19 protein-coding genes are annotated in these 18,830 nt (G+C 67.2%); 14 read left to right on the top strand and 5 right to left on the bottom strand.

Going from position 1 to position 18,830, the window contains the following annotated elements:
- Positions 1 to 9 precede the first annotated feature (9 nt).
- The 3 genes from BM353_RS03070 to zapE all read right to left on the bottom strand — a co-directional run bounded on the left by BM353_RS03070 (position 10) and on the right by zapE (position 7,451).
- On the bottom strand, positions 10 to 4,347 hold the full coding sequence (locus BM353_RS03070) for a translocation/assembly module TamB domain-containing protein (protein WP_092076542.1): 4,338 nt from the start codon (positions 4,345 to 4,347) through the stop codon (positions 10 to 12).
- On the bottom strand, positions 4,347 to 6,167 hold the full coding sequence (locus BM353_RS03075) for an autotransporter assembly complex protein TamA (protein WP_092076544.1): 1,821 nt from the start codon (positions 6,165 to 6,167) through the stop codon (positions 4,347 to 4,349). Before BM353_RS03075 ends, BM353_RS03070 begins: the two co-directional genes overlap by 1 nt.
- A 222-nt stretch (positions 6,168 to 6,389) precedes the next feature.
- Positions 6,390 to 7,451, bottom strand: a complete 1,062-nt coding sequence (zapE, locus tag BM353_RS03080; RefSeq protein ID WP_092076546.1) for a cell division protein ZapE — start codon at positions 7,449 to 7,451, stop codon at positions 6,390 to 6,392.
- A 161-nt stretch (positions 7,452 to 7,612) separates the two neighbouring features.
- On the opposite strand from zapE, the gene BM353_RS03085 reads away from it, so the two are divergent.
- A complete protein-coding gene (locus tag BM353_RS03085; protein ID WP_092076548.1) occupies positions 7,613 to 8,854 on the top strand; it encodes an MFS transporter in 1,242 nt (413 codons plus the stop codon).
- 1 nt (position 8,855) lies between these two features.
- Here the strand turns inward: BM353_RS03085 and BM353_RS03090 are convergent, their stop codons facing one another.
- On the bottom strand, positions 8,856 to 9,476 hold the full coding sequence (locus BM353_RS03090; protein ID WP_092076550.1) for an HAD family hydrolase: 621 nt from the start codon (positions 9,474 to 9,476) through the stop codon (positions 8,856 to 8,858).
- A 54-nt stretch (positions 9,477 to 9,530) separates the two neighbouring features.
- Positions 9,531 to 10,460 carry an AEC family transporter gene (locus tag BM353_RS03095; RefSeq protein ID WP_092076552.1) on the bottom strand — a complete coding sequence of 310 codons (930 nt, stop codon included), beginning with the start codon at positions 10,458 to 10,460 and terminating at the stop codon, positions 9,531 to 9,533.
- 233 nt (positions 10,461 to 10,693) lie between these two features.
- Here BM353_RS03095 and BM353_RS16850 point away from each other — a divergent pair, with 233 nt between their 5' ends.
- The 13 genes from BM353_RS16850 (at position 10,694) to BM353_RS03155 (ending at position 18,826) form a co-directional block, all read left to right on the top strand.
- A complete protein-coding gene (locus BM353_RS16850; RefSeq protein WP_177220442.1) occupies positions 10,694 to 10,870 on the top strand; it encodes a hypothetical protein in 177 nt (58 codons plus the stop codon).
- 62 nt (positions 10,871 to 10,932) lie between these two features.
- Entirely contained in the window at positions 10,933 to 11,550 is a 618-nt protein-coding gene (locus BM353_RS03100) for a TetR/AcrR family transcriptional regulator (RefSeq protein ID WP_092076554.1), read from the top strand.
- Between the two features lie 13 nt (positions 11,551 to 11,563).
- Entirely contained in the window at positions 11,564 to 12,343 is a 780-nt protein-coding gene (locus BM353_RS03105) for a sulfotransferase family 2 domain-containing protein (protein WP_092076556.1), read from the top strand.
- A 253-nt stretch (positions 12,344 to 12,596) separates the two neighbouring features.
- Positions 12,597 to 12,935 carry a DUF2794 domain-containing protein gene (locus BM353_RS03110; protein ID WP_092076558.1) on the top strand — a complete coding sequence of 113 codons (339 nt, stop codon included), beginning with the start codon at positions 12,597 to 12,599 and terminating at the stop codon, positions 12,933 to 12,935.
- An 88-nt stretch (positions 12,936 to 13,023) separates the two neighbouring features.
- Positions 13,024 to 13,683, top strand: coding sequence for a CDP-diacylglycerol--glycerol-3-phosphate 3-phosphatidyltransferase (pgsA, locus tag BM353_RS03115; protein ID WP_092076560.1), 660 nt, complete (start codon positions 13,024 to 13,026; stop codon positions 13,681 to 13,683).
- Between the two features lie 2 nt (positions 13,684 to 13,685).
- Complete coding sequence (moaD, locus tag BM353_RS03120) at positions 13,686 to 13,934, top strand: molybdopterin converting factor subunit 1 (protein ID WP_092077493.1); 249 nt, start codon at positions 13,686 to 13,688, stop codon at positions 13,932 to 13,934.
- A gap of 3 nt (positions 13,935 to 13,937) precedes the next feature.
- The gene (locus BM353_RS03125) at positions 13,938 to 14,381 is read left to right on the top strand and encodes a molybdenum cofactor biosynthesis protein MoaE (protein WP_092076562.1); all 444 of its coding nucleotides are present in this window, start codon (positions 13,938 to 13,940) and stop codon (positions 14,379 to 14,381) included.
- 66 nt (positions 14,382 to 14,447) lie between these two features.
- Positions 14,448 to 15,284 carry a signal peptidase I gene (gene lepB, locus BM353_RS03130; RefSeq protein WP_092076564.1) on the top strand — a complete coding sequence of 279 codons (837 nt, stop codon included), beginning with the start codon at positions 14,448 to 14,450 and terminating at the stop codon, positions 15,282 to 15,284.
- The gene (rnc, locus tag BM353_RS03135) at positions 15,284 to 15,973 is read left to right on the top strand and encodes a ribonuclease III (RefSeq protein WP_092076566.1); all 690 of its coding nucleotides are present in this window, start codon (positions 15,284 to 15,286) and stop codon (positions 15,971 to 15,973) included. The genes lepB and rnc overlap by 1 nt, the downstream gene beginning before the upstream one ends.
- 78 nt (positions 15,974 to 16,051) lie before the next feature.
- Positions 16,052 to 16,960: a GTPase Era gene (gene era / locus BM353_RS03140; RefSeq protein WP_092076568.1), complete on the top strand. Its 909-nt coding sequence runs from the start codon at positions 16,052 to 16,054 to the stop codon at positions 16,958 to 16,960.
- A 30-nt stretch (positions 16,961 to 16,990) separates the two neighbouring features.
- On the top strand, positions 16,991 to 17,323 hold the full coding sequence (locus tag BM353_RS03145) for a DUF1491 family protein (RefSeq protein ID WP_092076570.1): 333 nt from the start codon (positions 16,991 to 16,993) through the stop codon (positions 17,321 to 17,323).
- 38 nt (positions 17,324 to 17,361) lie between these two features.
- On the top strand, positions 17,362 to 18,084 hold the full coding sequence (gene recO, locus BM353_RS03150; RefSeq protein WP_092076572.1) for a DNA repair protein RecO: 723 nt from the start codon (positions 17,362 to 17,364) through the stop codon (positions 18,082 to 18,084).
- 115 nt (positions 18,085 to 18,199) lie between these two features.
- Positions 18,200 to 18,826, top strand: a complete 627-nt coding sequence (locus BM353_RS03155; RefSeq protein ID WP_092076574.1) for an autotransporter domain-containing protein — start codon at positions 18,200 to 18,202, stop codon at positions 18,824 to 18,826.
- Positions 18,827 to 18,830: the final 4 nt, after the last annotated feature.

The raw sequence follows: 18,830 nt of genomic DNA on the forward strand, positions 1-18,830 counted from the left end.
CCGTGTCGCTCAGTAGTCGCGTTCGAAAAACACCCCGACGCCCGTGCTCCCGTCCGAGCCGAGCGATCCGCGCGCCGTCACTGAACGCGAGATCGACAGGTTGAGGTTGATCTCTGTCTGCCCCTCCGAATCGACGGTCACATCGGTGTAGATGTTCTCGTCGAGATAGGCGCCGATGGTCAGGCCGGTGTTGCCCTCCTCATCGGTCGTGATGTCGAGATCGTCCACCCCGATGCTGTCGCGCAGATTGCCGAAGAGCCCGTTGCCCCGGCCCGTCAGCGTGCGGATCGCCGCCGCGATGCGCAGGGCCTGAAAGGCCGATATTTCCGACAGATCGCGGTCAAAGAGGAGCCGCGCGAGGATTTCGTCTTCAGGCAAATCGGGCGAGGAGGAGAAGGTGACTGCCGGGTCCGAGGCCGGGCCGACGACCGAAATCGTCACATCCGCGTCGCTGCTCGACGTGGTGGCCGAAAGGTCGACGTACGGGTCGAAATCGCCCTGCAGGCTGATCGTCGCGCGGTCAAGCTCCAGCCGCTGGCCGAGGATGTCGAGCCGGCCCCGGATCAGAGACAGCTGTCCTTCGGTCACCGGATCCCGGGTTGTGCCCCGCAGGCCGATCACGCCGCCAAGCTCGGCATCGAGCCCGCGCCCGCGGACGAAAACCTGCGTCGGGGCCGAGACCGTGATCGCCAGATCGAAGACCGGGCCCTCGCTTGGCTCTGCCTCCCCGGTCTCCACCAGCCCCGCGCGCTGCCGGCTTGCCCGCACGTCGGCGGGCTCGTTGACATGTGCAAGGTCCGGCAGCGCCATGCCCGCGCCGCCGCCCGCTTCGGGAATGCGCAGCTCGGCCATATCCACCTCGATCCGCCCCCCGATTCGCGCGCCGCCCGCCAGCGGGCCGGCCACGTTGATCTGACCGTCGAACTGGGTGTCGAGGAGCCCGGGGCGCACCACATCGATGTTGCGCAAATCGGCGGTGAGATCGGCGCGATAGGGCGCATCAAGGCCGAGCGTGCCGGCAAGGCTGAGCCGCCCGCCCGCAGTCACGCGCCCGTCGAGCGACAGATCGGCCACCCCGCCGGCGATGTCGGCGGCGAGGTCAATCTGCTCCAGCGAAAAAGAGGCCTCAGGGATCGACAGCCGCGCGCCCGCGCTCGTGACCCGGCCCGAGACCGAGCTGACCTCCGGCGGGCCGTTGACCCGGAGCGCGAAGTCGGCGCTGCCGTTGACGATATTGGGCGCGATGAACGGGTTGGCGAGGGCGAGCGAGGCGCCGCCATTGGCGCTGAGGTCGAGATCGCTGCCATCCTGCGCCGCGCGGCCGGTGACCCGCGCCGAGGTGTTGCCGGGCCCGCCGAGCTCCGCGTCGACCACCCAGTCCGAGCCGGGCGCGCTCTGGGTCAGGGTGCCGCTGGCCTGTACCGGACCGGCAAGCTCGCTCACGAAGAGCCCCAGATCGGCGAGCCGCGCCTCCAGCGTGATCCGGCTCCCCGCCGGCCCGCCATAGAGCCCGGAGATGTCCGCCGACACCTGCCCGCTGCGCAGTTCCACACCGTCGAGCACGATCGCGCCGTCCTCGTCGCGCTCGACAACGCCCTCGAAGCGCGCCTGCCCGCCGAGGACCGGATCCACGCTGCCGAGCCCGGCGGAGAGCCCTGCGCCTTGGCCCTGAAAACTCACGCGGCCGGTTTGTCGCGCCACGTCGCCGCTGCCCTGCACCGCGAGCGAGAGCTGGCCCGCGAGCGGCCGGCCGGCGAGGGCGGAGAAAGCCGAGAGCTGATCGACGCTTGCCTCGACTGAACCCGCGACAGGCCCCGGCGCGCCATCCGTCAACACCACCGTGACGTCGGCCGCGGCGGTCGCGCCGCCAAGCCCGGAGGCGGTGGCCGAGATATCCCAGCTTTCGCCCTCCTGCTCGGCCTCGGCCGTGATCGCGAGCGGGCCGGAAAGCTCGGGCACGAGCGGGGAGACATCCGCTAGCGCGAGGTCCAGCACCGCGCGGGAGCCGGTCTCGGCCCAGCGGAGCGCGCCGGTGAGTTGGGCGTTGGGGGTGTCGAGGGCGAGGTCATCGACGGTGAGCCCCGCCTCGGTGCGGGCAACGCGGGCCGAGGCCTGGCTCGCGCCGGCAAGGTAGCCGTCAAGCTCGGGGATCCCGGTGATGATGTCCTGACCTGTGGCCTCAAGGCGCACCCGCGCGGTCCGCTCCGCGATGTTGCCATCGCCCGCCACCGACAGCTCCGCGCGGCCCGACAGCGGCCGGTCCAGAAGCTCCGACAGCGCTCCGAGCTCGCCCAAAGCGGCCTCGACGCGCCCGGTCACCGGGCCCGGCGCGCCCTCCATGAGCGTCACGGTAACATCGGCGCTCGCGCGCAGGTCCGCCGCCCCGTCGAGACCTGCGGTGATGCGCCAGCGCGGCCCGGTCTGACGCGCCTGCGCGGTGAGCGCGGCGGCGCCGGAAAGCTCGGGGACGAGCGGCGCGATATCGGGCAGCGAGAGCGTCAGATCGGCGTGCGATCCCTCTTCGGCGACGAAGGCCGTACCGGTCAGATCAGCGCCGGGGGCCTCGATCTCGAGCCCGTCGAGATGCAGCCCCTCGGTGTCGCGCCGGGCGGTCAGCGCGAGCTGCGCGGGCCCGGCAAAGAGCGGATCGAGCCGCGGCTGGCCGATGGCGAGATCGCGCGCGGTGCCGGTGATTTCCGCGTCGAACCCGCCGGAGACGGGCGTGACCTGCCCGGTGATGTCGAGCGTGGCGGCGCCGGCGAGCGGCTCCCCGACCAGCGCGGCAAAGCGCGACAGATCGTCGGCATCAAGCGTCACCGCGCCGTCGAGCTGGACGTCAACCTGCTCTTCCATCCCGCGCACCGCGAGCTCGCCGAAGAGACGGTACCCCTCCCCATCAAGATCGATTTCGGAAAGGCGCAGGGGCTGGCCCTCGGTCCATTCGAAGGCGAGCCCCCCCGTCAGGCGTGCGCCCAGAGCCTCGGCCAGACCGGCGTCCGCCGGGGCGACCCCGTCCGCCAGCAGCCGCAGCGCGCCGGACGCGCCGCCGGGCAAGGTCCCCGCGCCATTGCGCAGGCGGCCCGCGCCCGTGGCGGTCAGGGTTTCGATCTGCATCCCGCCGCGGTCAAACCCGTCCACGGCGAGGTCCAGCTCCCAGCCCTCGCCCTCGGCGGCATCGTAGCGCAAATCGAGCGTCGCGTCGGTGAGGCGGGTCTCTTCGCCGGGGATCGACAGCAGCACGGGCGCGCCATCCTCCAGCCGGATTTCGGCCTGCAGGGCAAAGCGCTCCGGCCAGCTCCCGGCGCCGAGCTCAAGCGCGCCGCTCACGGTGATCGCCTCGGCATCGAGCCGCAACGTCTCGATTGCGAGCCCGCCGTCCTCGCCCCCGGTCTCGCCCTCCAGCGCGAGCGCAAGTTCCTCGCCGAGAAACTCGTGATAAGCGGGATCGAGCATGGGCCGGATGTCGCCGGAGATATCCGCCGCGAAGCGTCGCCCGCCGGTCTCGGAGACGCCGCGCAACGCAACCTCGCCCGCAAGGCGGGGCGTGTCTTCGGTGGAGAGCGCGATCTCGGCGGTGAAGTCATCCAGCGGGCCGCTGCCCGCAACGGTGAGGGCAAGCGCCGGGGCGCCGGGCATGCCGCTGTTCTGGGCGAGCAACCCGCCGGCGGCCTCTTGCAAGGCCAGATCGAGGTCAAGCACGCCGGTCTCGTTGTCGTAATTCGCCGTCAGCTCAAAGCGCCCCTCGGGGCCATCCTGCCGATCCAGCGTGAGCCGGGCGCGGCCCGCACCGTCCGCGAGCTGCGCCGAGCCGCTGAGCCCGAAGGCGACCTCCTGGCCCATGACCGGCGCGCCGATTTGGGCCGTTTCGATCCGCAGGACCCCGATATCAACCGAGACCGGTAGATCGGGGAGGCTGAAGGGCTCGGCGGCGCCGGCCTCCGGGAGCGCCTCGCCCTCGGTTCGCGGCAGGCGCGGCAGGTCGATCGCACCGACCGAGAGCTCCTCGACAGCGAGCGCGCCGCGCAGGAGGGCGCGGCGGTTCCAGTCGAGCACGAGGTCGGTCATGGTGAGCCAGATCCCATCGTCGTCGGCGATGGTCAGCCGGTCGATCCGGGCGCGCGAACTCAGGGCGCCTTCGAAGCCGATGATCCGCACCTCGCGCCCGGCGCTGGAGAGGTTGTCTTCCAGCAGGCCCTGAAGGAATCCGCGGTCGGCGTCGCCGCCCACGCCCACGTCATCGGCGCTGAGCGGGGCCTCGGCGCCATCCCCTTGCTGGCCGATGGCAAGCGGCGCGGCGCAGGCGAGTGCGGCAGCGGTGCAGAGCACCCGAAGAGCGCGCACCCACATCAGAACGCCTGCCCGATGCCGATGTAGAACTGGATGCGCTCGTCGGTCTCGTCGTCGAGCGGGGTGGCGAGATCGAGGCGGATCGGGCCGATCGCGGTCTTGTACCGCAGGCCGAGCCCTGCGCCGGAATGCCATTCCCCGGAGCCGTCGTAGACTTCCTCGGCGCCGATGTAGCCCGCGTCGGCGAAGACCACACCCTGCAGCGCGTCGCTCACATCCGCGCGCAACTCGCCCGAGAGCCCGAGGAAACTGCGGCCCCCGAGGGTCACGCCGCCGCCGAGATCAACACCGAGCGATTGGTAGGGCTGGCCCCGGACGGTCCCGCCGCCACCGGAGTAGAACAGGAAATCGCGCGGCGTATCGACAAGCTCGGGGCCCGCAACCGCGCCGAACTGGAGCCGGGCGGCCAGCACGAACCGATCCTCGGCGCCGACGCCGAGATAACCGCGCGCATCGAGCGTGCCGCGCACGCCGCTGCCCAGATCGCCCAGCCCGGTGAAGGGGCGCAGGCCGGCGCGGACGTAGTGGCCCTCGCGGGGGTCGAGCGTGTCATCGCGCCCGTCCCAGATCAGGGCGAGCGGATAGCTGAGATATTCATAGCTGCGGCGGCCGAGATCGTCTTCGGTTTCGGAGAAGGTGTAGCTGAAGCCCAGCTCGGCTTCGAGCCCCTCGGAGATGTAGCGCGTTGCGCCGACGCCCACTTCGAGGTTTTCGGAGGTGTAATCCGCCTCGTCGAGGAATTCGTATTGGGTGAAGGCAAAGAGCACCGTGTCGGCGCCGAAACGGCCCGGCGTGGTGATGCGGGCCCCGGCGGAATAGTCGATCCCGCTGGTGTCGCCGTTGATGTTGGAAATCGCGCCGTCGACCCGGAACCGTTCGGCCCCGCCAAGCAGGTTGCGGTGAAACCAGAAGGCGCTGAGCTCCAGCCCCTCACGGGAGAAGAGCTCGGCGCCGAAGCCGAAGCGGCGCGGCTCTTCGTCGGCCACCTTGACGATGATGTTCATCACGTTGCCATCGGGGTCGGCGGGCTCTTCTTCCAGCGTGACGGAGGCGAAAGCCCCGGTCCGCCGCAGGCGGCGCACCACGTCCTCGAGCGCCTCGACGCTGAAGACCTCTCCCTCGGGCAGCCCACCGATGCGGCGGATGCGCATGTCGCGCACGGCGCTCTCGCCGCGGTGAATGAGCGCACCGAAGACGTATTTGCGGCCGGGATCGAGGTCGAATTCCGCGTCGAGCCGGCGGCGAGCATGGTTGGCGACGAGGCTCTGGGAGGTGAGCGCTGCGCGGGCGTGGCCCTCATCGCGCCAGTCGCGGATCGCGGTCTCGACCACCTCGCGCAGGACATCGGCGCGGGCGCGCTCGCCGGTGCGGAAGGCCTCGGGGCGCTCGGTGCCCGGGGCGAGCGGGGCGATGCGGGCGTCGCCAAAGCGGAAGCTGCGGCCGGGATCGACGGTAATGGTCACCAGATCGACCGAGCGCGGCACGCTCAGCGGCGCGATCTCGCTGGCCTCGCGCCCGTCCAGAGTGATGGAAATCACGCCGCTGTAGTAGCCCTCGGAATAGAGCGCTTCGGTCAGGCGGCGGTAGTCGGCGAGGGCCGCGGCGTAGATGTCCCGGGCGCTTTCGAACTCGGTCTCGCCCTGGCGCAGGAGCGAGGCGTTGCTGAGCCGGGGGCGCAGATCATCAGAATCGCGCGTGACGCGCAGGCGGATATCGTCTAGCGCGACGGCCGGCAGGGCAGCAAGGCCCGCCAACCCGGCCAAAGATGCGACGGGGGCGATCCGGGCGCGGAAAGTCTGCCAATGGGTGCGCCACGTCATGAAAATCGGCCCTTTCAAATTGCGTGTCGGCTGCGTTCCATTGGCAACATAGGAGTCAGTCCGAGGGGCTTCCAGTGAATTCCCCGGACACGGCCCGGCGCGGGCGGAAAAGCGCGGGGCGGACGGCGGGCGCGGAGCACCGATCCGTTATCAAAAGGAGCGCCTTCGGCGCACGACGTCTGGCACTGCGTGCGATTGGCGCGAGGGGGAGACCGCGGCGACTCAGGGGGCTGGCGCGCCCCAGCCTTCGGACATCATTTCGCGCAGGCGGCTGGCCGTGCGTTCGAACTCGAAGCTGCCCTCCCCTTCGATGTAGAGGTATTCGGGATCGGCGGCGGCGGAGCAGATCAGGCGCACGCGGGCCTCGTAGAGCGCGTCAATCAGGGTCACGAAGCGCTTGGCTTCGTTGAAGTTGAAGCGACCCATCTGGGGGATGTCTTCGAGGATGAGCACGCGGATGGTTTCGGCGAGCACGAGGTAGTCGGCGGGGCCAAGCGGTTGGCCGCAGAGATCGAAGAAACTCGCCTTGGCGACCCCGCGCGAGACGGCCGGCAATTCGATCCGCCGGCCTTTGACGTGCAGCACCAGCGGGGCGACCTCTGCCGACAGATCCGCCCAGATGGCCGCGATGGCGCGGCGGGCCTCGGTGTCGGCGGGGGCGAAATAGACCTGTTCGCCCGCGAGCCGGTCCTGGCGGTAGTCCGTTTTGGACACCAGTTCGCGCACCACCATTCGCTCTTTCAGAAGCTCGATGAAGGGCAGGAAGAGCTGGCGGTTGAGCCCGTCCCTGTAGAGATCGTCCGGTGCGCGATTGGATGTGGTGACGACCGTGACCCCGGCGGCGAACAGTTTCTCGAAGAACCGGCCGACGATCATCGCGTCGGTGATGTCGGTGATTTGCATCTCGTCGAGCGCGAGCAGGCGCAGGCCCTTGGCCGACTCCTCGGCCACCGGGGCGATGGCGTCGTCCACCCCCTCCTTGCGCGCGGCGTGCATTCCGGCGTGGACCTCTTGCATGAAGGCGTGGAAGTGGACCCGCCGGCAGGGGACGCCCGCGTGATCGACCATCAGGTCCATCAACATGGATTTGCCACGCCCGACGCCGCCCCAGATGTAGAGGCCGCGCACAGGCTCGGGTGCCCGGCGGAAAAAGCCGCGCTTGACGGGGCGGGAAAGCTCGGCGCGAATGCGTTCGAATTCGGGCAGGACGGCTTCTTGCGCCGCGTCGGCGGTGATCTCGCCGCGCTGCACCATTTGGGCGTAGATATCGGGAAGCGTGGTCATGCCGCCCGCTTACCTCAGGCGGCGGGCGCTGTGGAGTCTTCACGCGCAGGACGGCGCGGCGTGGGCGCGCGCAACACGGATTGTGTCGCATCTCATCACATCTGCTGATTTGACCGTAAAGCCGTTGGGCGTATCCTGCGCCGGCAATCCCGGAGCACGCCATGTCACCCAAACCCCAGCTCTTCACGCCGGTCCTCATCGTCGGGTGCGTGGTCATCATGGTGTCTTTTGCGATCAGGGCGAGTTTCGGGGTGTTCCAGATTCCGATCTCGGAAGAATTCGGCTGGCTCCGCGCCGAGTTCAGCCTTGCCATCGCGATTCAGAACCTTGCCTGGGGGATCGGGCAGCCGCTTTTTGGCGCGATGGCCGAGAAGATCGGCGATCGCAAGGCGATCGTCTTCGGCGCGCTGATCTATGCGGTGGGGCTTGTCCTGTCGAGTTTCGCGGTCACGCCGGAAGCGCATCAGATGCTGGAGATCCTCGTCGGATTCGGCATCGCCGGGACTGGGTTCGGGGTCATTCTCGCCGTGGTCGGGCGGGCAAGCTCGGACGAGACGCGCTCGATGTCGCTTGCCATCGCCACGGCGGCGGGCAGCGCGGGGCAGGTCTTCGGCGCGCCGCTGGCGGAATGGCTGCTTGGCTTCTTGCCGTGGCAGACGGTCTTCCTGTGCTTCGCAGGTGCGATTCTCGCAACGATCTTCACCCTGCCGCTGATGCGCGCGCCCGCGCCGGCCAGCCGGACCGAGCTTGAAGAGAGCATGGGCGCGGTGCTGCTCAAGGCGGCGCGCGATCCGTCGTTCACGCTCATCTTCATCGGGTTTTTCAGCTGCGGCTATCAGCTTGCCTTCATTACCGCGCATTTCCCCGCCTTCGTGACCGAGATGTGCGGCCCGATCATGCCGGGCGGCATGCTGCACGGGCTGGGGATCACGACGACCTCGGCACTCGGCGCGATCTCGATCTCACTCATCGGGCTGGCCAATATCGCGGGCACGCTGGCCGCCGGCTGGGCGGGCAAGCGCTGGTCCAAGAAATACCTGCTCGCGGGGATCTACCTGGCGCGGACCGTGACGGCCGCCGTCTTCATCATGCTGCCGATCACGCCGGGCTCGGTGCTCATCTTCTCGCTGGTGATGGGCGCGCTGTGGCTCGCGACCGTACCGCTGACCTCCGGGCTCGTGGCCCACATCTGGGGGCTGCGCTACATGGGCACGCTCTACGGCATCGTGTTCTTCAGCCACCAGCTCGGGAGCTTCATCGGCGTCTGGCTCGGCGGGCGGATGTACGACATCTATGGCAATTACGAGGCGGTCTGGTGGGTCGGCGTGGGGGTGGGTGCGCTCTCGGCGTTGGTGCATCTGCCGGTGCGGGAAACCCGCGCGCCCGTGGTTCAGGCGGCGTGATCTAGCGCGCCGCCTCCGGGGTGAGAAGACCGTAGCCGATGAGCGCATCGGCCCAACCGTCCGGCCCCTCGAAGAGATGCGTCTGCCAGCCGCGGCGGGCGGCGGTCGCGATATTGTCGGCGCGATCATCGGCAAAGAGCAGCGCGCCGGGCGCGAGGCCGCAATCGGCCTCCACCGCCGCGTAGATCTCGTCATCGGGCTTGGCCATCTTCATCTCGCCGGAAATATAGGCCCGGTCGAAGTCCCGCAGGAACGCATGCGCCCCGGCGCTGCGAGCGAAATTGTCCCGCCCGAAATTGGAGAGCGCAAAGACCGGCACGCCCGCCTCGCGCAACGCGTGCAGCAGTCGAACCGAGCGCGGAATCGGGGGCGACGCGAGCTCCAGCCAATTGTCATGCCACATCCGGATTTCCGGCGCGAAGGCGGGGAAGGCGCGGGCCGTTTGCTCCACCGTATCGCGGAAAGAAGCGCCCCGGTCGATGCGATCGTTCATCCCGTGCAGGTCCACCGCGGCAAACATCGCGCGGCGCCGCTCGGGGCCCACGACCCAGTCGAAATACCGCTCCGGCTGCCACTCGATAAGCACATTCCCGATGTCGAAGATCACCGCCTGTGGTGTCATGCCGCGTCGTCCCTTCCTGCGCCGTCCATCCGGGGCCATTGCCGCCCGAGATGGTTAAAGCATGGTTACCCAACCGATCACGAGGCTCACGGTCAGGATCGAAAACAGTGTCGAGATCAGGATCGAGGCCGACACCCGCTGCGGCGCGACGCCGTAGTGTTGGGCGAGCATGAAGACGTTGCCCGCAACCGGCAGGGCCGCGGCGCTGATGATCACGCCCGCGTCGTATGTGTCCACGTCGAAGAGCACCAGCGCCCCCAGCGCGACGCAGGCCGGGTGCAGCACCAGTTTGCAAAAGCTGAGCCAGCCAGCCACGCTGAGCCGTTCGGTGCTCTTGGACGCGAGAGAGGCGCCGATGGCAAAGAGCGCGCCAGGGGTTGCGGCATTGCCCAGAAGCGTCACGAAATCATCAAGCGGGACGGGCATCGGCGCGCCGGAGGCCGACCAGCTCAGCCCGCAGGCCATCGACACGATCATCGGGTTTTTCAGCAGTCCGACCCCGATTGTGCGCAGCACGCCACGCGACATGCGCCCGTCGCGCGAGCCGGTGATGAGGATCACGATGAGCGAGCTGAAGATGAACAGATCGATCGACAGGATCAGCAGAATCGGCGCGATGGCGGCGGGGCCGAGCAGGAGGGTCAGCATCGGCACGCCAAGGAAGCCCGTGTTGCCGATCACCGCGCATTGCGCCTCCACCGCCGTCACTTCCGTCCCCTGCCGCCGCGCCATGCCGACAGCGGTCGCGAGCGCGTAGACGATCACGCAGCCGAAGAGATAGGCCCCGGCGGTCTGCGGCTCCCAGATATCGGCGATCGAGAGGCTCGCGGTGAAGCGAAAGAGCATGGCCGACAGGGCGAAGTAAAAGACGAACCGCGTCAGGTAGATGGTCGCGTCTTGCGGGAAAATCCGCGCGCGCACCGCCGCGAAGCCAAGCGCAATCAGGGCAAAAAAGGGGAGTGTCTTGAGAAAGATATCGATCACCCCGCCAGAGGTAGAGACAGCCGCGCGGGCGCGCAAGCAGGTATGGCCAGGGAGCATCGGGGAGCGTCGGGGAGGCATCTCTTGAACACTCCGCGATTTGAAGTATAGTTAACCTTACGTAAATTTTACGTATTGACGACCAAACTGTACTGATCAGTTTACTTTTGCCTTGCAGAACTGAACCGTTCGGTTTATTTTTAGACCTGTAATTTAGATAAAAGCGAGTCACTCTCATGAAAAAGCTCATCCTTGCCTCCGCCCTCGGGCTTGCCACTCTCGCCTCCGCGCCGGCTTCGGCCTTCGGCCTTATGGTGGATCTGCCGCAACTGACCTTCCCGACCCAGCCCCAGGACGGCACATCGCGCGCCTGCGGCACGGCTCTGTCGCAAGCGCACTGCTCCGAAAGCTGAGCATCGTCTTGCCCGCCGCGAGGCGCGCTGCTTATACTGGCGGCGTTCGCGGGAGGTTCTGAATGACGGAAACAATGGCCCCCGTCCGCAAGGGACGGAAATACGACCAGGTCGTGGCGGGGGCGCTGAAAGTGTTCATGACGGATGGGTTCGAAGGCGCCTCCGTCGATGATATCGCCCGCACGGCGGGTGTCTCCAAGGCGACGCTCTACAGCTATTTCCCTGACAAGCGGCTTCTGTTTCTGGAAGTCGCGACGACCGAGTGCGCGCGCCAGGCCGAGCGCGCCGTGCATGACATCGACATGAGCAACGCGCCGGATGTGGTGCTGGGTCAGGCCGGGGTGCATCTGCTGGAATTCGTGACATCCCGCATCGGCACACAGGTGTTTCGCATTTGCGCGGCCGAGCGCGAGCGCTTCCCCGAACTTGGCCAGACCTTCTACAATTCCGGGCCCGCGATCGTCGAAGCGGCGCTTTGCGATTACTTCCGCCTCGCGATCGAGCGCGGCGAGCTGCGCATCGACGATCTGGAACTCGCGGCGCAACAGTTCTGCGAGCTCTGCAAGGCAGGGATCTTCCTCAAGCTGCTTTTCGGCCTCGGTGACCGGCCGGACGAAACACAGCTCCACCACGCGGCGACGGAAGCCACCAAGACCTTCCTCGCGCGCTACGGCACCTGACCGCCCCCTCGTCATGAGCCGAGGACAGTTTCTCAACCCTCTCCTCGATCCCATGGACCGCGTCCTCAAACGCGCGGCGCCGCATCTTTGTCCCTATTACCGCCGATGGCCCTACACAGGGGAGATCTGGCTGACCGAAGTGGACCTTCGCGGCGCTTGGTCTCGGGAGCTGAATTTCTTCTACGCAAGGCTCCCCAAGGTCGCGAATTCCACCATCCTCGGCAGCCTTGTCGACGGCGCCCGCGCACGGGGCATCGGCAAGGACCTCAAGCCGAAACAGTTTTTCGCCCGGCCCAGCGCGGCCAGAGCGGCCGATGTCGAGCGCATCGCCAAGGAGGCTTTCAAGTTCGCCTTCGTTCGCGATCCCTTCGCGCGTACGCTCTCGGCCTATCTCGACAAGGTGGTCAAGACCCGCGCCGCCGCCCGCCGGGCCCGCCGCTGGTTCGCCCGCAATGGCATCGCCGCACCGGATTTCGCCGCATTCTGCCGCTATCTCGATGACGGCGGGTTGCACGATGATCCGCATTGGGCGCCGCAAACGCAAGTCCTCCCTATGCCACTGGACGCGCTAGATTTTCTCGGGCGTATGGAACGGCTCGACGAGGACATCGCGGTGGTCCACAACCGGATCTTCGGCGAGTCCCCCGCAAGCTTGCAGCGGCGCGGGCCCAAGCCGACCGGGTCCTCCAATCGGCTGGCCGAGCACTACACCGAAGACGCTCTCGCCATCGTCCGGCGCCTCTATGCCGCCGACTTCGAAAAGCTCGGCTATCCGCTCCAACTTCCGCGCTAGACCGCATCATGGTTACCGGCGCGGCCCGCGCCTCGGGACGTTCGATTAACCGCTCTCAAAGACTTGCAGGCGACTTTGGTTGCAAGCCGACGCGCAGAGTCGGAGCCACGGATGGGCAAAGTCGAGCAGGTGCCCCCCCGATGGCGTTTCATACAGGCAAAGAGCGGTCGGGCAATGAACCCGACCGCGTCCTGGCCCGCCCCAACCTGCAAATCCTCTTGATTTGACCGGGCTTTGGCGCAACTCTTGTCCCATGAATTCACTCACGCCCTTCCCCGGCCAAGCCTCGTCCGAACGCGTTTCATTCCACCGCAGTGAACTCTCCCTCATCCTCTCGCTCTATGGGCGCATGGTGGCCGCGGGCGAATGGCGAGATTACGGAATCTCATCGCTGCGCGAGGTCGCGGTTTTCTCGGTCTTTCGCCGCACGGCGGAAAATCCGCTCTATCGCATCGAAAAGCGCCCCAAGCTGCGCAATCGGCAGGGGCTCTTCGCGGTGGTGGGTATCGACGGGCAGGTGCTCAAACGCGGGCATGACCTCAAGACCGTGCTGCGCGTGCTGGAGCGCAAGCTGATTCGCGCGGTGGAGTAACCGGCCCGGCCAATTCGGATCGGCGAAATCCGCCGCCCTCGTGGCAAAGCTCTTCCCGTCCCCTCCCGGGCGCGGTAGAACCCGCTCGATGACCATGACGATCCCAAATATGCTCACGACGCTGCGGCTGCTTGCGGCCCCGGCCGTGGCTGTGATGTTTCTCTATTTCACGCGGCCCTATGCCGATTGGTTCGCGCTCCTGCTCTTTGTCGGAGCGGCGGTGACCGATTGGTTCGATGGCTATCTCGCGCGGAGCTGGAAACAGGAAAGCCGCCTCGGCGCGATGCTCGATCCCATCGCCGACAAGGCCATGGTGATGATCGCGCTGCTGGTCATCGTGGGCTATTCCTCGATGTCGCCGTGGCTCGTCTTGCCCGCCACGGTCATCGCCTTCCGCGAGGTGTTCGTTGCGGGCATGCGCGAATTTCTCGGCACCACCGCCGGGACGCTCAAGGTCACCAGCCTCGCCAAGTGGAAGACCACGGCCCAGATGGTCGCGATCGCGGTGCTCTTTGCCCAAGGGGTCTTCGAGCATTACCTCGTCATGTCCTCCTGGGGGATGAGCGGCGAGATGATCGCGGATGTGGTGGCGGGCAAGCTGGAGGATCTTCAGGGCCTGCGCTGGAAATACACCGGGATGATCTGGTCGGGCCGTCTGGGCATGGCGCTGCTCTGGATCGCTGCGGCGCTTACGCTCATCACCGGCTGGGATTATTTCCGCAAGGCCCTGCCCCACCTGAGGGACTGATGATGATCGACGTTCTCTATTTCGCCTGGGTGCGCGAGCGGATCGGCCTGCCGAAGGAGCGGGTCGAGACCTCGGCCGCCACCGTTGCCGCGCTGGTCGAGGAGCTGCGCGCGCGGGAGGAACGCTATGCCGCGGCCTTTGCCGATATCTCGGCTCTGCGGGTCGCGCTGGATCAGGAGCTGGCCGAGTTCGACGCGCCGCTGGACGGCGTGCGCGAGGTGGCCTTCTTCCCGCCGATGACCGGGGGCTGAGCGATGCGCGTCTCGGTTCAGGACGCCCCGTTCGACTTCGCCGGCGAGGCGCGGGAATTCGCGGCGGGCCGCACCGACATGGGCGCAATCGTGACCTTTTCCGGCATCGTGCGCGATACCGGTGATGCGCCGCTGCTGGAGATGATGATCGAGCACTATCCGGGCATGACCGAACGCGCGATCGAGGCGATTGCGCGAGAGGCGCAGGCCCGCTGGGCGCTCGGCGATGTGCTGGTGATCCACCGCCATGGTCGCCTTACCCCTGGTGAGACGATCATGATGGTCGCCACCGCCGCGCGCCACCGGGGCGATGCCTTTGCCGCGGCCGAGTTTCTGATGGACTACCTCAAATCCCGCGCCCCCTTCTGGAAAAAGGAGCGTACCGCCGCAGGGGCCGATTGGGTCGCCGCGCGCGACGAGGATGAGGCCGCGCTCACGCGGTGGTAACTTGACAGAGCCGCCTCGCCCGCTCATGTAGCGCGGGACCGAAATTGCCGGAAAGCCCCTCCCCACATGGCCGAAAAGTCAAAGAGCGCAATGAGCAGCGTCGTCGAGACCATCAAGACCATCGTCTACGCGCTCCTGATCGCGGGCATATTCCGCACGTTTTTCTTCCAGCCGTTCTGGATCCCCTCGGGCTCGATGAAAGACACGCTGCTGATCGGGGATTTCCTCTTCGTCAACAAGATGGCCTATGGCTATTCCTATGCCTCCTGCCCTTCGATCATCGCGCCCGGGCTCGGGATCGATATCGGCGCGGATGACTTCTGCGGCTTTGCCACCGAAAAGGAAGACCGTCTGCTGGGCCGGATGCCCGAACGCGGCGACGTGGTGGTCTTCCGCCATCCGGTCACCGGGCGCGATTTCATCAAACGCCTGATCGGCCTGCCCGGCGATACCGTCCAGATGCAGGGCGGCCAGCTGTTCCTCAACGGCGATGCCGTGCCGCAACAGGACGACGGGCTTTTCCGCGAAACCTATGAGGCGCAGGGGCCGCAAGGGCTGCGCCCGCGCTGCGCCAACGGGGCGGTCGGTGAGGGCGGCGAATGCGTCAAGCCGCGCACGATCGAAACCCTGCCCAACGGGGTGAGCTATGCCACGCTCGACATCGGCGAACAGGCGCTGGACGACACCGGCGTCTACACCGTGCCCGAGGGGCATTTCTTCTTCATGGGTGACAACCGCGACAATTCCACCGACAGCCGCGTGCCGCAGAACCTCGGCGGCGTCGGGTTCGTGCCGCTCAAGGATATTGTCGGCCGCGCGGACCGGGTGGTCTTCTCCTCCGCCGGGCGTTCTCTGCTGCATTTCTGGACCTGGCGCGGCGACCGGTTCTTCAAGGCGATCTAGTGAAGCTTTCGGCGGAGATGCGCGCGTTCGAGACGCGGATCGGCTATCGCTTCCAGACGCCGGAGCTCCTGATCCGCGCATTGACGCACCCCTCCATGAGCTCGCCCTCCCGCGAGGACAACCAGCGGCTCGAATTCCTCGGCGACCGGGTGCTCGGGCTGGTGATGGCCGAGACCCTGCTGGCCGAGGATGAAACCGCCTCCGAAGGGCAGCTCGCCCCGCGGTTCAACGCGCTGGTCCGCAAGGAGGCCTGTGCCGACGTGGCGCGGCAGATCGAGCTTGGCGAGGTGCTCAAGCTGGGGCGCTCCGAAATGCTCTCGGGCGGTCGGCGCAAGCTCGCGCTTCTGGGCGACGCGATGGAGGCGGTGATCGCCGCGGTCTATCTTGATGGCGGCTTTGCTCCGGCACGCGATCTGATCCTCCGGCTCTGGGGCCCGCGCGTGGCCCAGGTCGAGGAAGACGCCCGCGATCCCAAGACCTCGCTGCAGGAATGGGCCCAGGCGCGGGGCCTGCCCCCGCCGAAGTACCTTCAGGTCGCGCGCAGCGGCCCGGATCACGCCCCCGACTTCACCATCGCCGCCGAACTGATCACCGGCGAGCGCGAGGAGGCCAAGGCCGGATCCAAGCGCCTCGCCGAACAGGCCGCCGCCAAGGCCCTGCTTGCCCGGCTCACCCCGCCCAAGGCTTGAGTGTCCAAGACTTGATTTCTCTGGCCAGCCGCCGCTCAATCGGCTAGAGGGGCTGACTTGCATCAAGGGCATCCAGACATGACAACACGCGCCGGCTTCATTGCGCTCATCGGCGAACCCAACGCGGGCAAGTCCACGCTGCTCAACCGGATGGTGGGCGCGAAGGTCTCTATCGTGACCCACAAGGTCCAGACGACGCGCGCGCGCATTCGCGGCGTGGCGATGGAGGGCGAGAGCCAGCTCGTCTTCGTCGACACCCCCGGCCTCTTCCAGCCGCGCCGCCGGCTTGACCGCGCGATGGTTGCCGCTGCCTGGGGCGGGGCCGCTGACGCCGATATCATCGTCCTGCTGATCGAGGCGCACCGTGGCATCACCGATGGCGTCCGGCGGATCCTGGAGGGGCTCGGCGAGGTCGTCCACGGCCGGCCCGTGGCGCTCGCGATCAACAAGATCGACCGGGTCAAGAGCGATGTCCTGCTGTCGCTGACCCAAGAGCTCAACGAGGCCTTCGATTTCGCCAAGACCTTCATGATCTCCGCCGAAAAGGGCTATGGCGTCGACGATCTGCGCGGCTGGCTGGCCGAAACCTTGCCCGAAAGCCCGTGGCTCTATCCGGAGGATCAGATCGCGGATCTGCCGATGCGTATGATCGCCGCCGAGATGACCCGCGAGAAGCTGACCCTGCGGCTGCATCAGGAACTGCCCTATCAGCTCACCGTCGAAACCGAGGCGTGGGAGGAGCGCAAGGATGGCTCGGCCCGCATCGATCAGATCATCTATGTCACGCGCCAAGGCCACAAGGGCATCGTGCTCGGCAACAAGGGCGAGACGATCAAGGCGGTGAGCACGGCCGCGCGCGAAGAACTTGAGACCTTCCTCGGGCGGCGCGTGCATCTTTTCTGTCAGGTCCGCGTCCGCGAGAAATGGCTCGACGAAAGAGAGCGCTACGAGCAGATGGGCCTCGATTTCCGCGATGGCAATGATTGACCGGCGCGCCGGGCTGCGGGCGCGCCGCTGATGGCCCGGCTCACGACGCGGTTTTGGGTCGATGCCTATCTCGCGCGGCTCCGGCTGGAGAACATCCCCGCCTTCGTGACCGCCCATGGCGACGACACGGCCGGCGCCGTCCTCATCAAGCTCGCAACGCTTGACGGCAAGGCCACGCTCTTCCAACGCTCCTTCGATCTCATGACCGGCGAACGCAAGTGGATCACGCTCGCGGAGGGCGGCGAGCCGGATGTTGATACCGCCGCCGCCAAACAGCGCTCCTTCGATCCCGATCTTTGGGTGATCGAGGTGGAAGACCGCCAGGGCCGGCACCTGCTGGATCAAGACGGGCTGGCGAGCTAGGCTCTTCATACCTTTGCAACACCCCGGAGGCAGCGGCCGTGGAATGGCGCGAGCAAGGCATCGTTCTGGCGACCCGCCGCCACGGGGAATCGGCGGCGATCCTCGAGGTGATGACCGCCGCGCACGGACGGCACGTGGGCGTGGTCCGCGGCGGCGCGGGGCGGCGCCTGTCGCCGGTGCTCCAACCCGGCGCGCAGCTTGACCTGACGTGGAAGGCCCGGCTGGAGGATCACATCGGAGCGTTCACCGTCGAGCCGGTCCGCAGCCGCGCGGGCGCGCTTGGCGATCCTCTGGCGCTCTCGGGCATGTCGTCGGTCGTGGCGCTGCTGTCCTTTGCGCTGCCCGAACGCGATCCACACCCGGGGCTCTATGATGCCTCCGTCGCCCTGCTCGACATGATCGCGGAGGCGGATACCTGGCTAAGCGGTTATCTTCGTTGGGAAATGGCGCTGCTGGAGGATCTCGGCTTCGGGCTCGACCTCAGCGCCTGCGCCGTGACCGGGGTCTCTGGCCCACTGATTTACGTCTCTCCCCGCACCGGTCGCGCCGTTTCGGCCGCCGGGGCCGGGGACTGGGCCGCCCGTCTGCTCCCGCTCCCTGCCAGCCTGCGCGGCGAGGGCGACGGATCGCCCGGGGACATCCGCGAGGGGCTCGCCGTCACCGGCCATTTTCTTCAGCATCACCTCGCCGCCGGGCTCGCGCACAAACCCCTGCCCCAGGCCCGCGCGCGGCTCCTCGATCGCCTGGCGCGGCACCGTTGAAACCGGGTTAGAAAACAGTGGCCAAATAGGGGCCTGTTTTAGCCCTTTGTTAATCCGCGAGGCAGCACTGTGGCTCGCAGACAACCACACGCGACTCACGTACCGGAGACTTCTCATGAAACGGCTTTCCATCACCCTCGCCGCCCTTTTCCTTGCCTCCGGGGCCAACGCACAGGCGGCGGGCAATTTCACACTGGAATCCGGCGTCTCCACGCTTGGGATCTTCGCCGCTCCGAGCGCCGAGATTTCCCCCAGCCTGCGCGTCCGCGCACCGCTCTACATGGGCAGCCTGTCGGACAGCTTCGATATGGACGGGAACGATGTCGACGGCGAGATCTCGGTGAATTCGCTCGGCCTGATGGCCGACTACCACCCGTGGCAAGGCGGGTTCCGCGTCTCCGGCGGGGTGCATTTCGGCGGCTACTCCCTCAGCGGCGAGGTCACCGACCCGGAATTTGACGGCGATACCTATTCGGGCGATTTCGAGATCACCGTCGAGCAGCAACGCTCTGTCGCCCCGGCCCTCGCCCTCGGCTACGCCCATAGCTTTGGTGACACCTGGGGCGTCGCGGTCGAACTGGGCGCGCGCCTCACCGCGCTGGAAATTTCGTCAAAGGGCCAGGAAAGCCTCGCCGCGGCTGATCGCGAAGACTACGAGGCCGAAATCGCGGACATCAACGATGATCTCGAAGATTTCGGCGTGCTGCCCTACATTTCGCTTGGTGTGAACTTCAACTTCTGACGGG

It is taken from the genome of Poseidonocella sedimentorum, from assembly GCF_900116005.1.
Taxonomy (GTDB): Bacteria; Pseudomonadota; Alphaproteobacteria; order Rhodobacterales; family Rhodobacteraceae; genus Poseidonocella; species Poseidonocella sedimentorum.